The organism is Clostridium aestuarii (genome assembly GCF_026735135.1).
Taxonomy (GTDB): Bacteria; Bacillota; Clostridia; order Clostridiales; family Clostridiaceae; genus Clostridium_H; species Clostridium_H aestuarii.
In genome coordinates this window covers 1-15,544 of record NZ_JAPQER010000011.1, presented here as the reverse complement: position 1 = coordinate 15,544, position 15,544 = coordinate 1, and the positions used below count along the sequence as shown (strand labels likewise).

Annotated in this window: 18 protein-coding genes; 16 read left to right on the top strand and 2 right to left on the bottom strand. The window is 28.4% G+C overall.

Annotated elements, in window-relative coordinates; all coding sequences use genetic code 11:
* Positions 1-38: 38 nt before the first annotated feature.
* From OW763_RS15860 to OW763_RS15845, 4 genes are all read left to right on the top strand, one after another.
* Complete coding sequence (locus OW763_RS15860; protein ID WP_268042453.1) at positions 39-1,340, top strand: Na+/H+ antiporter NhaC family protein; 1,302 nt, start codon at positions 39-41, stop codon at positions 1,338-1,340.
* 172 nt (positions 1,341-1,512) lie between these two features.
* Positions 1,513-2,178 carry a deoxynucleoside kinase gene (locus OW763_RS15855; protein ID WP_268042451.1) on the top strand — a complete coding sequence of 222 codons (666 nt, stop codon included), beginning with the start codon at positions 1,513-1,515 and terminating at the stop codon, positions 2,176-2,178.
* A 536-nt stretch (positions 2,179-2,714) separates the two neighbouring features.
* On the top strand, positions 2,715-3,719 hold the full coding sequence (locus OW763_RS15850) for a hypothetical protein (RefSeq protein WP_268042449.1): 1,005 nt from the start codon (positions 2,715-2,717) through the stop codon (positions 3,717-3,719).
* A gap of 113 nt (positions 3,720-3,832) precedes the next feature.
* Entirely contained in the window at positions 3,833-4,906 is a 1,074-nt protein-coding gene (locus OW763_RS15845; protein ID WP_268042447.1) for a tetratricopeptide repeat-containing glycosyltransferase family 2 protein, read from the top strand.
* A gap of 44 nt (positions 4,907-4,950) precedes the next feature.
* Here the strand turns inward: OW763_RS15845 and OW763_RS15840 are convergent, their stop codons facing one another.
* On the bottom strand, positions 4,951-6,288 hold the full coding sequence (locus tag OW763_RS15840; protein WP_268042445.1) for a glycosyltransferase: 1,338 nt from the start codon (positions 6,286-6,288) through the stop codon (positions 4,951-4,953).
* 225 nt (positions 6,289-6,513) lie between these two features.
* Here OW763_RS15840 and OW763_RS15835 point away from each other — a divergent pair, with 225 nt between their 5' ends.
* From OW763_RS15835 to OW763_RS15780, 12 genes are all read left to right on the top strand, one after another.
* Positions 6,514-6,699 (top strand): hypothetical protein, encoded by a 186-nt coding sequence (locus OW763_RS15835; protein WP_268042443.1) that lies wholly within the window; start codon positions 6,514-6,516, stop codon positions 6,697-6,699.
* Between the two features lie 53 nt (positions 6,700-6,752).
* Positions 6,753-6,890 carry a hypothetical protein gene (locus tag OW763_RS15830; RefSeq protein WP_268042441.1) on the top strand — a complete coding sequence of 46 codons (138 nt, stop codon included), beginning with the start codon at positions 6,753-6,755 and terminating at the stop codon, positions 6,888-6,890.
* Positions 6,891-7,141: 251 nt separating this feature from the next.
* Complete coding sequence (locus tag OW763_RS15825; RefSeq protein ID WP_268042439.1) at positions 7,142-8,218, top strand: M24 family metallopeptidase; 1,077 nt, start codon at positions 7,142-7,144, stop codon at positions 8,216-8,218.
* A gap of 138 nt (positions 8,219-8,356) precedes the next feature.
* Positions 8,357-8,506: a hypothetical protein gene (locus OW763_RS15820; RefSeq protein ID WP_268042438.1), complete on the top strand. Its 150-nt coding sequence runs from the start codon at positions 8,357-8,359 to the stop codon at positions 8,504-8,506.
* A gap of 38 nt (positions 8,507-8,544) precedes the next feature.
* A complete protein-coding gene (locus OW763_RS15815; protein ID WP_268042436.1) occupies positions 8,545-8,781 on the top strand; it encodes a hypothetical protein in 237 nt (78 codons plus the stop codon).
* Between the two features lie 22 nt (positions 8,782-8,803).
* Positions 8,804-8,932, top strand: a complete 129-nt coding sequence (locus OW763_RS15810) for a hypothetical protein (RefSeq protein WP_268042434.1) — start codon at positions 8,804-8,806, stop codon at positions 8,930-8,932.
* Between the two features lie 314 nt (positions 8,933-9,246).
* Positions 9,247-9,552, top strand: a complete 306-nt coding sequence (locus tag OW763_RS15805) for a hypothetical protein (RefSeq protein ID WP_268042432.1) — start codon at positions 9,247-9,249, stop codon at positions 9,550-9,552.
* A 221-nt stretch (positions 9,553-9,773) separates the two neighbouring features.
* A complete protein-coding gene (locus OW763_RS15800; RefSeq protein ID WP_268042430.1) occupies positions 9,774-9,950 on the top strand; it encodes an H-type small acid-soluble spore protein in 177 nt (58 codons plus the stop codon).
* A gap of 157 nt (positions 9,951-10,107) precedes the next feature.
* Positions 10,108-11,094 carry an SAM hydrolase/SAM-dependent halogenase family protein gene (locus tag OW763_RS15795; protein ID WP_268042428.1) on the top strand — a complete coding sequence of 329 codons (987 nt, stop codon included), beginning with the start codon at positions 10,108-10,110 and terminating at the stop codon, positions 11,092-11,094.
* A gap of 136 nt (positions 11,095-11,230) precedes the next feature.
* Positions 11,231-11,890, top strand: coding sequence for a hypothetical protein (locus OW763_RS15790; protein WP_268042426.1), 660 nt, complete (start codon positions 11,231-11,233; stop codon positions 11,888-11,890).
* A gap of 100 nt (positions 11,891-11,990) precedes the next feature.
* The gene (locus OW763_RS16940) at positions 11,991-12,527 is read left to right on the top strand and encodes a YcxB family protein (protein ID WP_268042424.1); all 537 of its coding nucleotides are present in this window, start codon (positions 11,991-11,993) and stop codon (positions 12,525-12,527) included.
* 491 nt (positions 12,528-13,018) lie between these two features.
* Positions 13,019-14,452, top strand: coding sequence for a YceG family protein (locus OW763_RS15780; protein WP_268042422.1), 1,434 nt, complete (start codon positions 13,019-13,021; stop codon positions 14,450-14,452).
* An 84-nt stretch (positions 14,453-14,536) separates the two neighbouring features.
* Here OW763_RS15780 and OW763_RS15775 read toward each other — a convergent pair whose 3' ends face one another.
* Positions 14,537-15,079, bottom strand: a complete 543-nt coding sequence (locus OW763_RS15775; protein ID WP_268042420.1) for a pyruvate kinase alpha/beta domain-containing protein — start codon at positions 15,077-15,079, stop codon at positions 14,537-14,539.
* Between the last annotated feature and the right edge of the window lie 465 nt (positions 15,080-15,544).

Here is a 15,544-nt window from a genome sequence, read left to right as displayed (position 1 = left end):
AAAATAAAAATCAGAATATTCTGATTTAAGGAGGTATAATGTCAAATCAAAAAAAGTATAAGGGTAACCCTAAAGCATTGCTTCCACTGCTATTATTCTTACTATTATTCATTGGTTCAGGTCTAATAAAGAAAGACTTTTATGCAATGCCTGTTAACCTTGCTTTCATAATTGCTGGTATCGCTGCAGTTGCTATGAACAAAAAATTTAAAATTGATGAAAAGGTTGATAACTTTTGCAAAGGTGGAGGAGAGCCTAATATTATATTAATGTGTATAATATTTATTCTAGCAGGTGCTTTTGCAGGAGTTGCAAGAGATATGGGAGCAGTAGAATCAACTGTTAATTTAGGTTTAACTATTCTACCTAAAAATATCTTAATGGCTGGAGTATTTATTATTGGTTGTTTTATATCTATTTCTATAGGAACATCAATGGGTACTATAGTTGCACTAACACCAATAGCTGCAGGAATTTCACAACAAACAGGTATTCCTATGGGAATATGTGTAGGCGCTGTTGTAGGTGGGGCTATGTTTGGTGATAATTTATCAATGATTTCAGATACAACAATAGCAGCATCTAGAACGCAAGGCTGCGAAATGAAGGATAAATTTAGAGCTAACTTTAAAATAGTTTTACCAGCAGCAATAATTACAGCAGTACTTTTAGCAATAATAACATCTGGAGGACCTAGTGTTGCAGGAACTGAACATCCATATCAAATTGTAAAGGTTCTTCCATATCTTTCAGTATTAATTGCAGCTGTAGCAGGAGTAAATGTCATGGCAGTTTTAATAGGAGGAAGTATTTTTGCAGGTGTAGTTGGTATGGCATACGGTGATTTCGATTTCTTTGGATTTTTAGCATCAGCATCTAATGGTATGATGGGAATGGAAGACTTAGCTATGATTGCTATATTAATAGGTGGATTGGTTGAGCTTATAAAAGTAAATGGAGGAATTGATTTCTTGATAGACTTTGTTGGCTCAAGAATTAAAAACAAAAAAGGAGCTGAATTTGGTATAGCCTTCTTAGTGAGTGTGGTTGATATTTGTGTGGCAAACAATACTATTGCGATTATAATGACAGGACCTTTAGCAAAGGATATAGCTGATGAATATGATATTGAACCTAAGAGATCGGCAAGCTTATTGGATACTTTCTCATGTGCATTTCAGGGAATGATACCTTATAGTGGACAATTATTAGCTGCAGCAGGACTTGCTGCAATATCTCCTTTTGGAATTATGAAATATAACTTCTATCCTTATTTAATGCTTATTTCTGCAATAGTTGCAATAATTATTGGACGTTCATCTAAAAAAGCAAAAAATTAAGTTCCATTTAATATAGTATAAAAGTTAAAAAACGTATAATGCAGAAAAATATGTTTCTAGCATTATATGTTTTTTAGTTTTTATAAAGAAAATAATATAAAAACAAGTGAAATAGCTGTGTTATATGATATAATAATTTTTAGTCAAGGAGAACGAACTAAGGAGAAATGTCATGAATTACAAGGATATATTAGATAAAATTAACAGAAAGGGATGCTGGAATGTGATAGTAGTTGATGGAGTTGTAGGCGTTGGGAAGACAACACTTATGAATATGTTAGTTAATGAGATGGGATACAAGCCTTTTTTAGAACCTGTTGTAGATAATCCTATATTGGATAAATTTTATTATGATAGGGAGAGATACAGCTTTTCTCTTCAAATATTTTTTCTAAATAATAGATTTAGAATGATTAAAGAGGCAGCAAAAATGAATAATGCTATATTGGATAGAAGCATATATGGGGACTTGATTTTTGCAAAGATGCTTATGGAAAATGGTGAAATGAGTAAAGAAGAATATAATCTTTATGCGGATTTGTTTGAAAATATGATAGAACACTGTCATCCACCAAAGCTTATGATTTACTTAGAAACATCAGTGGATGCTGCTATAAAAAAGATTAATAAAAGAGGAAGAGACTATGAGAAAATAGTAGAAAGAGAATATTGGGAAAGGTTAAATACTCATTATAATGAGTATTTTAATCAGTATTCTATTTCTCCAATATTAAAAATAAATGTAGATAATATTGATTTTGAAAAGAATTCAGAAGATAGAAAATACATATTTGATTTAATAAATAATAAATTAAAGGAAATAGAAAGCAATAATTAATATGAGAAATTTGCATAATTCCAAAGTTACATAGCAAAATTTTTAATTATGTAACGTCCTCAATTATATGATTTATTCAATATGAAAAAATAAAACATAATAAGAATACAGAGTAAAATAGTTAAAATACTATGTTGCTCTGTATTTTTTATTTTATAGAAAATTATAAAGCTTTAAATTTGTAGTAAATTTGATTCACAGTATAAGAATATTGCGAAGCAACATTCTTAGTTGACAATTGACAGAGGACAGTGGACAGTTAATGATGTTTTGCTAATGCAAAACTACAAATTTATATTGCAACTTAGTTGCCTGCGTACATTTCAACTTGTTGAAATTGCGGATTTAGAATTAAGCTCAGCTTAATTCTTTCCTTCACTGTCAATTGTCCTCTATCATCTGTCAACTGAAAAGTGTTTCACACTTTTCTTATAGCATGTACATATGATGTAACTAATTAAATGTACAATCATATAATAAATTATAAAATGAAAATAAAATTTCATTTATTAAAATAGCTAAAAGGGTGTGAAAGTATGGGTGACTGTACTAAAAAGAAAAAGCCATTAATTATATGTACTGCACCATGTGCTCCTATTGGACCAACAGGACCAACAGGACCACAAGGACCAACCGGACCACAAGGACCAACAGGACCAACCGGACCACAAGGACCAACAGGACCAACCGGGCCAACAGGACCAACAGGACCAACAGGACCAACAGGACCAACAGGGCCAACCGGGCCAACAGGACCAACAGGACCATCAGGACCAATGGGACCATCAGGAGGACCAATAGGACCAACAGGACCAACAGGACCAACAGGACCAACAGGGCCAACAGGGCCAACCGGACCAACAGGACCAACAGGGCCAACAGGGCCAACTGGACCAACCGGACCAACAGGACCAACAGGGCCAACAGGACCAACCGGACCAACAGGACCAACAGGACCAACAGGACCAACAGGACCAACAGGACCAACAGGACCAACAGGGCCAACAGGGCCAACAGGACCAACCGGACCAACCGGACCAACAGGACCAACAGGAGCAACTGGTCCAATAGGCGGGTATGGATATTTTTATAGTACAAAAGCACAAGATGTAGAGATCGGTGTTGATCCAGAAGTTGATTTTGAATTTAATGGTCCATTTACGTCACCACCAATTAATCATACGCTTGATTCAGAAGAAATTGAGATAACAGAAGCCGGAGTTTACGATATAACATTTTATGTTTATGCTCAAAGATCAAGCCAATTTGAATTATACCTTAATGGAGCTAAAGTACCACCAATATCACCACCAGCACCACCATGTCCAACACTTTATGGTCAAGGAAATGCAAGTTCACCAAACACTGCACATGTTATTATTATAATAACTGCAGGTGATTTACCTGCTACTCTTACTTTAAGACTTTCTAGTTGCGGTCAAACTGGAGTTAATAAAACAGCTTTAGTAACAGGTGCTGGTTCACCTAGTGTAACTCCATCAAATGTAAATGCATCAATAGTTATCAAAAAATTAGCATAATTGTGATATAGAAGTATAATTATTAATTAAGTTTTTCCGAAGTCTTTAAAATATATTAAAGGCTTCGGAGTTTTATCTTGAATTTTAAGCAATTTAGATAAAGGTGGGTTTGTTTGATAAGTATTAGTTTATGTATGATAGTTAAAGATGAAGAAAAAATTTTAGAAAGATGCTTAAAATCTGTGGGAGATTTAGTTGACGAAATTATAATTGTAGATACAGGTTCTACAGATAATACAAAGAAAACTGCATATAAGTTTAACAGTAAAGTTTTTGATTTTAAGTGGATTGATGATTTTTCAGCAGCAAGAAATTTTGCATTTAGTAAAGCAGCAAAGGAATATATACTTTGGTTAGATGCAGATGATGTCTTATTGGAGGAAGACAGACAAAAACTTAAAGAATTAAAAGAAACATTAGATACTTCTATAGATTCTGTAAATATGATATATAATTATGCTTTTGATAAAAATGGTAATGTAATATTAAGCTTTAGAAGAAATAGATTGGTAAAGAGAGTAAATAACTTTAAATGGTATGGGGCTGTTCATGAATATTTAGGTGTACATGGTAAAATAATAGATAGTGATATTCATATCACTCATAAAAGAGAAAAATTTTCAGGAAATCGTAATCTAAAGATTTATGAATCAAGGCTGAAAAAAGGAGAAGAATTAAGTGCAAGAGATATTTATTATTATGCTAATGAATTGTATGATCATAAAAAGCATGATAGAGCTATAGAATATTATATAAAATTTTTAAATAGAAAAGATGGATGGGTAGAGGATAAAATAGCGGCTTGCGGTAAAATTTCAGACAGTTATTATTTTACAAAAAATATAGAGGCGGCAAAAAAATATTGCTATAAATCATTTGAATATGCTATGCCAAGAGCGGAGTTTTGCTGTAAATTAGGCTTTTGTTTTTTATCACAGAACAAGCTTAATGAAGCGGTGTTTTGGTATGAATTAGCAACAAAATTAAAGAAACCAGATAACTGTTGGGGCTTTTTAGATGATTCCTCATGGACATGGCTTCCTCATATACAGTTATGTGTTTGTTATCATAAATTAGGAGATAAAGATTTATCATATAAACATAATGAAATAGCAAGAAGTTATAATCCAGATGACAAGAATATACTAAATAACAAAAAATATTTTCAAAGTTTAGGATATGAGTAAAAAACACACTACAGTATTGAGTGTACTGTAGTGTGTTTAATATTTTAAATTTGAGGATATGAAGAAAGTATTTCATCAAAAACTGTACTTAAATTACTTGTTAATGACTTTCTTTCAAACTGTTTAATTTCATTTTCGTTTGTATTTATAGAAATATTTTTAGTCCAATTTACGTATTGTTGATATATATAACCCTCAATACCAGGTATATCGCTAAAGTCTATGTTCTTTCCACAGTTGGTTTTATTTAGAAGTTCGTCTACTACGCTTCCACTAGGGGATAGTGCGAGTATAGGCTTTTTTAATCTGATATATTCGAATACTTTTCCAGTATAAACACATTTTACTTTAGGATTAGAGCCTATGATTAGCAAAAGCAAATCTGCATTTGCTGTTTGTTGAAGACTGTCTTTATGAGATAAATAAGCAAGATATTGTGTTATATGGTATATATCATTCTTGAATATATCATTATATATATCAGGAGTACAGGTTCCTATAAATTTAATGGATATTTTATCTTTAGGAATTAGATTTTTATTAATAAGATTGTTTACTGCACATAAAAATGTATCAGGTTTTCTTGGAGGATATAAACTTCCGTTATAGACTATAGTGAATTTATCATTTTTTTTAGATATGTTTATATTAACAAAGTCCTCTTCATCATATCCATTGGTTATAACCTGAACTTTTGAAGTGTTTAGTTTAAAAATATTTATATAATTTGTTTTGCATATAGGAGAAATAGTAAGAACTTTATCACAAAAATTTAGAATTCTAGTTTCTAATTCTTCTTGAATTTTATATATAATGTTATTTTTATCAATATTAGAACCAGGATAATTGGTCCATTCATCTCTGAAGTCTGCAACCCAAGGGATATTGTGTTTTTGTTTTAAATTATAGCCTATAAAGTGAGCAGAATATGGACCAGACGTTGAGTAAATCATATCAATATTATTAAAGTTTACTTCGGATTCTATCTTCTTTAATACATTGTAGCCCCATAGAGTTTGATCATCAGGAAGTGCCAATAATGACCTAATAGTTTTAAAAGAGTTTTTAAATGAATTTTCATAAAAATTATAATAGCTATCTGGCAACATATTTAGAACGTGGGACATACTTTCTTTTAATTGCTCCGTGAGGTCATTAGTATATTTTGCTGAAGGTAGTTCTTCAATTCGGATTACTTTTAAATCTGGTGGTATGTCGTTAAAAAGGGAATCATCTTTTATGCAAAAAGATGAATTTTTAACAGTAACAACTATAGGTTCCCAGTTAAAGCATCTTAGGTATTTTACAAATTTTAAACTTCTCTGTACTCCAGACCATCCTAACGGAGGAAAATAATATGCTATAAATAATACTTTTTTCATAAAATCACCCTTTATATAAAATTATAATATGTTTTATAAACATTTTTTAAATCAAAGATTAATTTTGAATTTTGGTATTTACAATTAAATATATTATTGTGATTTGCATATTATGTTTTATATAGATATAAGGGCGATTTTGTATTTGAGAAAAATAAAAAACAAATTCTCACATTGTATAAGATATTTTATTTAGGAAATATTAAACGTGAGAGGAGTGGTATTATGCAATTAAACATTAGAGACATGCTAGTACAAAAAATATTAGATGAACAAGAGAATGTTAGAGATTATGAAGAATATGCAAAACAAATTAATGATCAAGAAGTGAATACAACATTTAAAAATTTTGCAAAAGAATCTGGATTACAGGCTGAAAAACTACAACATTTACTATCAAAATATGAATAAATTTTATAATAATCTCTTGAAAAAACTTTGATACCTTTGAAAGGAGCAGTACAATGCCGAGATACACATATAAAGGGCAAATGCATAAAAAAGGTAAAAAACATGATGGTCACAAACCACAAGATGATCACAAAGAAAATAAAAAAACACCTCCTAGATATACAAACTTCGAAGGAGAACCAATAGAATAGTTTAGAAAGAGCTTAAGTGTTTAGCTTAAGTTCTTTTCAATTTTATAATAAATTATAGAATTTAGAAGTTCTTTGAGTAGTGTAACGCATTTCTATCAGTATATGACTTATTGTAAGTTATTTTTAGCTAAAATAGAAAATTTCAAGTTTGATTTAATTATGAAATTTATGATAAACTTTGAGTTATTGTCAAAACATAATTTTAAAATGTAATTAAATTTTATAATATAGGTTATAAGGAGGAGTTATACTTGAAAACTCAAAGGATTGAAAGAATAATTAACAATATGAAAAAACATAATCTTCAACAGATAATAATAACATCTACATCATCAATATTTTATCTTACAGGTGAATGGATAGAACCAGGAGAAAGAATGTTAGCTTTATACATAAATGTTGAAGGAGATAAAAAATTATTTATAAATGAACTTTTCCCTATTAATAGAGATTTAGGTGTAGATTTAGAAGTGTATAATGATGCTCAAGATCCAATAAAATTATTGGTACCTGTAGTAAATAGAAATAACGTAATTGGAATAGATAAGGAATGGCCATCACACTTTTTGATAAGTCTTATGGAGAAAATGGGGGGAATTAATTGTGTAAATGGAGGACCTATAGTTGATGAAGTTAGAATGATAAAAGATGATGAGGAAATTGAACTTATGAGAGAAGCGTCTAGAATAAATGACAAAGCTATGGGAGATTTAATTAAGATGCTTTCAAAAGACTATTCTGAAAAGAAAGCTTGCAAAATGTTAGGTGATGTATATGAGAAATATGGTACAAGTAGTTTTTCATTTTATCCATTAATAGCTTATGGAGCAAATGCTGCTGAACCACACCATAGTTCTGATGAAAGCATGGCAAAAAAAGGTGACAGTGTAATTTTAGATATTGGTGGTAGGACGAATAATTATTGTTCAGACATGACTAGAACCGTATTTTATAAAGAACCAGAAGAGGAATATAAAAAAATCTATAATATAGTTTTACAAGCTAATTTGAAAGGAATTGAAGCTGTAAAGCCAGGAGTTAGATTTTCAGATATAGATAAAGCATCTAGAGAAGTTATAGAAAAGCATGGATATGGAAAATATTTCACTCATAGAACGGGTCATAATGTTGGAATTGATGTTCATGAATTTCCAGATGTAGGAGCATCAAATGAAATGATTGTTCAAGAAGGAATGATATTTTCAATAGAACCAGGAATTTATATTTCTGATAAAGTAGGAGTTAGAATTGAAGATTTAGTGTTAGTAACAAAGGATGGATGTGAAATTTTAAATAAATATCCAAAAGAATTAAATATAATTGAGTAAAAAAGAATGGCTAAATGCCATTCTTTTTTTATGAAAAGCTTGTATTTAGCATTTGAAATTTTTAATCATGTAATAAGGATTAAAAGAGGGTATAAACTTTTATTTTAGAGAGAAAATAATTCATAGGAAGGTGAAGTGATGTATAAAGAAAAAAATAATAAAGAAAATAAAAGAGAAAAAACAGAGTCTAAATTACTTGAAGTTTTAGATGATAGAGAGTTGTATGGTGAAGAATATTATAAATCTACTCCTATAGTAAGTAACTATTATTATAAAAGTAACAGATAGTATACAAAAATATTTATATTTAATTAGGAGTGTTATGGATGAATGTAAAGAATAATAAAAATATAGAAAAAGGCAAAATGCATAAATTGAATCATCAAATAGAAAAAATTAATGATAAACATAATCCAGTAACTAATGAAGATGAATTTGCCGTAATAGGAAATAATACTGAATTGAAAAATGATGAAGAAGTAGATCCTAATATTGAAAGCAATCCATTTCCATTCAGCGAAGAAAAAAATCCTTTTTTTGAAGGAGATACAACAAGACTATAATAAATGAGAAAGGAGAATAGAAATGACTGATCATCAACATGTTGGTAATAGCAAGACAAGTAATATAAGCGATAAAAGAAGTCCCCATACTCCAAATGAGCATAAAGCACATAAAAAAGTTAAATCAAAGCTAGATAAAAATACAAAGTGATGAAATAGGTTAAAAAATTTTAGATGAAAATAATGCCAAAATTCAAAAATATTATAGAAAAATAATAAAGAGGTGAACAAAAATGGCTAAAAAAGGTAAAGAAAAACATTCAGGATCCAAGGAAACAAATCAAAAGCATCAATCAAACAATCAACGTGGAAATACAACAAAATAATGTATTTATCAACTTTATTCTGGGCTTATGCTCAGTTTTTTTTATGAGAAATTTTATAATTTAAAATTACGCAGCTAAGATAAAAGTAATTAGAATAAAGTAACTTACACATGAATATATAATAATGGAGGTGACATTTATGGAAAAACCTTTTATGAGAGTTATGTTTTATCCAAAAGGTAACCCTAGAAAACCAATCCTTGCAGATGATGAAATTAAAAATACATTTGGACAAACATTTAAAATTTATGATGATTTAATAATGACAGGATATGAAGATTTTAATTTAGCAAAACCGGAAGATGTAGCTTTTCTTGATTTATTAATGAAAGCAGATACAGTTGAAGTTAATGGAGGAGAATATAAAATAGTAGAAAGACAAATAAGAGCAAATAAACCTAGAGGCTTATGGATAATGGTACAACCAATTGAAAGTAGTAAATAGAACATACTATAAGTGCTTACTATAAAGAAAGATTAAAAAACTAATTTAACCTATACTAGTTTATGCTCGTACTGGTGTTTTTTTTATTTTTGAGGAAATAATAAAATAAATTTAGAAATAACTAATGTAGTGAAATGTATTAGTAGCAGTATATGTTTTTAGTTTTTTAAAGGATAATAGATGTATTTTATATTAATACTATTTATATAGGAGGTATTAATATGATTGTAGAAAGAGCAGAAGAAATATTACATTCATTAGGTGTAATAAATGTAACTTATGAAAATAATCCTGTATGGATTGAAAATATTGAAAAAGAAAATAAAACAGTTAGCATAAAGAATTTAAAAACTAATAAACTGATAGAAGTACCTATTAGTGATTTGAATGAAGACTAAAAGTGCATGGAACTTTAAAACTTAAAGTTCCATGCACCTTTTTATAATAATAAATGTTATTTTATATTAACAAAAATATTTGTAATTAAAGGAAAAATATGTTTTTTGTAGAAATATATGAATATATGTATTATATAAATATTTATGGAGGTGTATTATGTCAAAAAAAATTATTAGTTTAGTATTAGGAGTAGCTTTATCCTTATCTACTGTCAGCTTGGTGTTTGCGAATGAAACTAAATCCGTTTCTCCAGCAAAAAATACAGTAGTAACTGAAAATACTAAAGACACTAAATCACATGCAGAAAAACATGCTTTAGTATTTCAATCAGATTTTGGAGTAAAAGATGGTGCGGTTTGTGCTATGAAAGGAGTTTCTTTTGGTGTGGATCCTGAGTTGAAAATATTTGATTTAACTCATGAGATACCAGCATATAACATATGGGAAGCAGCATATAGATTACAAACAACAGCAAAATATTGGCCAGAAGGAACAGTTTTTGTTTCTGTTGTTGATCCAGGGGTGGGTACAGAACGTAAATCAGTTGTACTTAAAACTAAAACAGGACATTATTTTGTAACTCCTGACAATGGAACTCTTACTTTAATTGCAGAATCTATGGGGATAGAAGAATTAAGAGAAATAGATGAAAAAGTAAATAGATTAAAAGGTTCTGAAGAATCATATACTTTCCACGGAAGAGATGTTTATGCTTATACAGGAGCTAGATTAGCTTCAGGAAGTATTTCTTTTGAAGAAATAGGACCAAAATTAGAATCAAAGGTTGTTTCTATTCCATATCAAAAAGCAAAAGAAGATAATGGTATTATACTAGGTAATGTGCCAATTTTAGATATACAGTATGGTAATATATGGACTAATATAGATAAAGAAACTTTTAACAAGATTAAACCTAAAACAGGAGAAAAATTTAATATAAAAATATATAATAACGATAAGTTGGTTTATGAAGGAAAAATGCCTTATGTTTATAGTTTTGGATATGTTGAAGAAGGACAACCATTACTTTATATAAACAGTGTAAATAATGTATCACTAGCTTTAAATATGGACAGTTTTGCTAAAGTAAACAACGTTCAATCTGGTCCAGATTGGAAGATTGAAATAAGTAAGGTTAAATAGTGGACTAGAAGCTAAATCAATTTGAATATAGAATTGAAGATATGGTTATCAAAATGATGGTTTTTATTATTTTGATAACTGTTTTTTGTTGTTTACAAATAACCTGAAAAATATTATAGATTAGGAGAACAAAAATATGGACCCAATTAATTTTATAGTACTTGTAGTTTTTATTTCTTTATTTATTATAGTTATGAGTGTTGGAGAAGGTTTTAAAGAAATACTATATGAATTTAAGAACGAGGCTAAACCTATATATATACCAATATTTAAACTATTTGTTATATTAATTTGTATAGTAGGTATTTATAGTTATTATAGTTACAGATACGCAAAAACTCCATTTGATAAAGATAAGGCAAGTGTGATATTAAAAGCAACATGGAACCCTTTAAAGCAATTCAATGATAATATTATAGTAGATGAAAAAAATGACATCTTTTTTCCACCTAAAAATATAAAAAGTAAGGAGAATTTTATAAAGCTTTTTAGCGCCACAATGCCAAAATATATGGCAGAAAATTTTTATAAAAATCTTATAAAGAAAAATGAAAACGGAGTTATGATAGTAAACAAAGGAGCATATTGTCCTAATATTTTCGATAAAGGTTCATGTATTCTTAAAGCATATACTAAAAAAATCGATCAGACTGAAGAATTAGTGATATTTGAAGTTGGTTCAAATGAAAATGAAAGGCCATATACAAGAAAAAATTATTATAAAAAAGATAAGAATGGAAAATGGATTTATGATAGATGTTCGGGAACAACATGGTACTTCTCTGAGAGCAGGTAATACTACTAGTAATGTAAGATAATTAGGAATGCTTTACTATATAGTAGCTAGATATTATAATATTTCTGTAACAATTATATGATAAAGAGGAGGAAGTTTAGTGGAAATACAATATGAATTAATAGAAGAAGATTACATTGATTTTAATATGTATCATATGGATAATTCCCCTACTGTTAAACGTTCTATATTTATACAAAGGTATATAATTTCAATTGTTTTTTTAATTGCACCTTTTATAGTAGAGAAGGTTAGTGAACCAACATTAATTTATTGGTTAATAGTATTTGGAATAACTTATATATTGTGGGTTGTTTTTTACCCTAAATATTATAAAAGTAGAGTAAAAAAGAATATAGGTAAAATGTTTAACGAGGGTAAAAATGTAAATATATTGGGGAGTAGGAGTTTATCAGTAACAGAAGAGGGAATTACATCTGTAAATAACTCAGGTGAATCAAAAACAAATTGGAGTTCAGTTGAGAAAATAACAGAAACAAAAAAACATATTTATATATACATATCTGCAATCAATGCATATATTATTCCAGTAAGGGCATTTAAAAATGAAAACGAAAAAGGTGAATTTTTGAATATACTAAAACAATATACAACAATTAATGAAATTGATAATTGATGAGGCGATTTTTAATTTACAACAACAATAAAGGAATATAAGAATTTTTACAATAAAGTTCTTATATTCTTTTATTTTATTGTTTGAGGAGGCTAGCATTAAATGAATAAGCTGCTTTAGTTAAATCCTAGCCATGTATTAAATTATTTATACAAGATATTAAAAATATATAGAATTAGTTTTATATTATTTCTTACTTGAGGAACTTGCATAGGGAAATTTTTAATTATTCAATTTCCTCATATTTGTTTGGAGAAGAATCACCAGTAAGAGTAGCTGATTTTTTTATTGTTAAATATATGTCGCTTTGTTAAAATAAGGGCTGAACGTTATGGGTTGGATATAAATCGATATTAATAATATTGTGATGTAATATTATTATAATTTAGTCACTTGCGTTAAGTTTAGTTACTTTGGTGAGTTTATTTGTTATCACGATTAAAGTTACTGAAGTGTGATAACTAAGAAAAATGTTTTGGGAGTGAAATAAAATGATTGTAAAAGTAAAGCCTTTAAAGATAAATATATTACAAAGTAAAAACCCTTTTAAAGATATGAAGTATATTTTAAATAATGAAAGAAACAAATTTTCAAATAAAAGTTTAACTAAATCAGTTATTTTTTGCAGATATATAGGGATAAAGTCTAATGAAAGTGATTATATTAATGAGCTGAAAGAATTAGATGAGTCTTTACAATCAATTGAAGCAAATTATATTAAATTTACAAATGGTTTTGAAAAAACGTTGGATATAGATGAAGTACAAAAGATGAAGGCAATTATGGACAAGTATATTGATTTAGAAAATGCAAATCATATAAATCCGTATAAATTATTTAATTTGTACATGGGTTACCAAATAAAAAATGAATGTTTGGAATGGACGAAAAAACAAGCTTTTAAAGAAATAATAGATTTGTATGATACAAATAATACTGATAAAAACAAAACAATAAGAAGAAATTTTGGTATAAAGTTGTTATTATGGATGGATAAATACCTAAAGCAGTTGTTTGAAGATAACTGTAATATCAATATAATCAATAAAGTTATGTTTTATGGAAATATAAAAAGGCATGAACTCTATTTCTTAATACTGCTGTCTAAATTAGGGTGTGATGTAATCTATATAAATCCTAAAGAAGATATAGATTATGTAATTCCTGAAGTGAAATATTATTCAAATGTTATAAGGTGCAGTAAAATGCATAATACAGTAATACAATTTCCAGTAGATATTGATAAATCTAAGATAAAGCGCATATCAAAAGTAGAAAATGTAAGTAAAGAAAAAAATATACATAAAAATTTTGAAAAAAATATAAATATAGATATGTCAAATTTAAAAACACAGGTTGAAAAAAGTTGTGAAGAAATTGCTAAATTAGCTGAATCAGTAGTGATGATAAACGTATATGATGATAAGGAACAATTAATAGGTAAAGGATCGGGTATTGTAATAAGTGATAATGGATTTATTATAACAAATTTTCATGTAGTAAATAAAGGAGTATTGTTTGGAGTTGTTTTTGAAAATGATAATAATGAATATTTAGTATACAATATTATCAAATATCATACAGATTATGATTTAGCTTTAATAAAAGTAGATCAGAAAACAAAACCTATAAAATTGAGTAAAAAAGATTTGATGAGAGGACAGAAGATTATAGCAATAGGCAGTCCGTTAGGTTTATTTAATACTATTTCAGAAGGTATTGTATCAGGATTTAGAAAATTTGATTATATAGAAATGGTTCAAATAACAGCACCTATTTCTCCAGGAAGTTCGGGGGGAGCATTAATTGATATGTATGGAAGGTTAGTAGGAATAACAACAGCAGGATTCGAAGGACAAAATTTGAATATGGCTGTGCCAGCACAATATATAAAACAATTTGTTGGAAATATAACAAAAGATTAATGTATAACAAAACCCTGGTATAATGCCAGGGTTTTGTTATACATTAAGTATATATTTGGTTATTAGTTTAGTATGATAGAATTATTAAAGAGGCTTACATATGATTTCATTAACTTTTGTAGCAAGGATATTGTTAGCATGATTAGGGGTGATTATAACTGCAGTATCTGCACCTTCTGATGAACCACCTATTGCTACAACAGACTCGCCATAAGGAATTAAGCCAGCATCTAAAGCCATAGTTGAAATTTCCACACAAACTTTAGTGCCTTGTCCAAACATTTTTAAAGCATGAGATATTATCTCTACTGGAGATATTCCTCCAAATTTTTTGCTAAGAGCTCGTTCAGCACCACTTAAAACATGAGTTGTAGTTAAAACTTTCATTCCAGAATCCGTAAGTTCTTTATGTATTTCTTTAGACATTTTATTTTTACCAGGTTCTTTAGAGCCTGTTGCAAGAGTTACACATACAATATTTATATCCTTAGTATCTTTTAAAAGTTTGGCTGTATAACCACTACCAGAAGCTACTACAATATTTTTTATGTTTTTTTCTTTTGCTACTTTAACAGCTAGTTCTAAAGTTTTTTCAGTGTTAATTTTTCCTGATTCTTCAAAGTACATTAATTGGTCTCCTCCCTAAGTTTCACTATAATTAAATCAATTATAACATAAACAATAGTATACCATTAGAAACATTATAGAAGATATATGTTAATATAAGAATATATACTTATCCAGGTGTATCATTACAAGTATAATATAGAAAAATTAAAAAATATGGAGAAAACAGAATATAATTTATGCATATTGGGTTTATTAGGTGTAATTAGCTTAAAATTTATGATAAGATATTCCCTGTTGCTGCAAAAACGGCGACAGTTTAACAACTGAGTATGAATTTTAATAATTTAACAAGATTAAATAAATTCAAAAAAATTGTTGACAAAGAAGATTTAAATTGATATACTAAGTAAGCTGTCGCAAGATGGCAAGCGAAAATTGGTCTTTGAAAATTAAACAGAAGTTAAGAAATAATGTCAGTCAATTGTAATGAGTAAAAGATTAAACTTTTAAATTGAGAGTTTG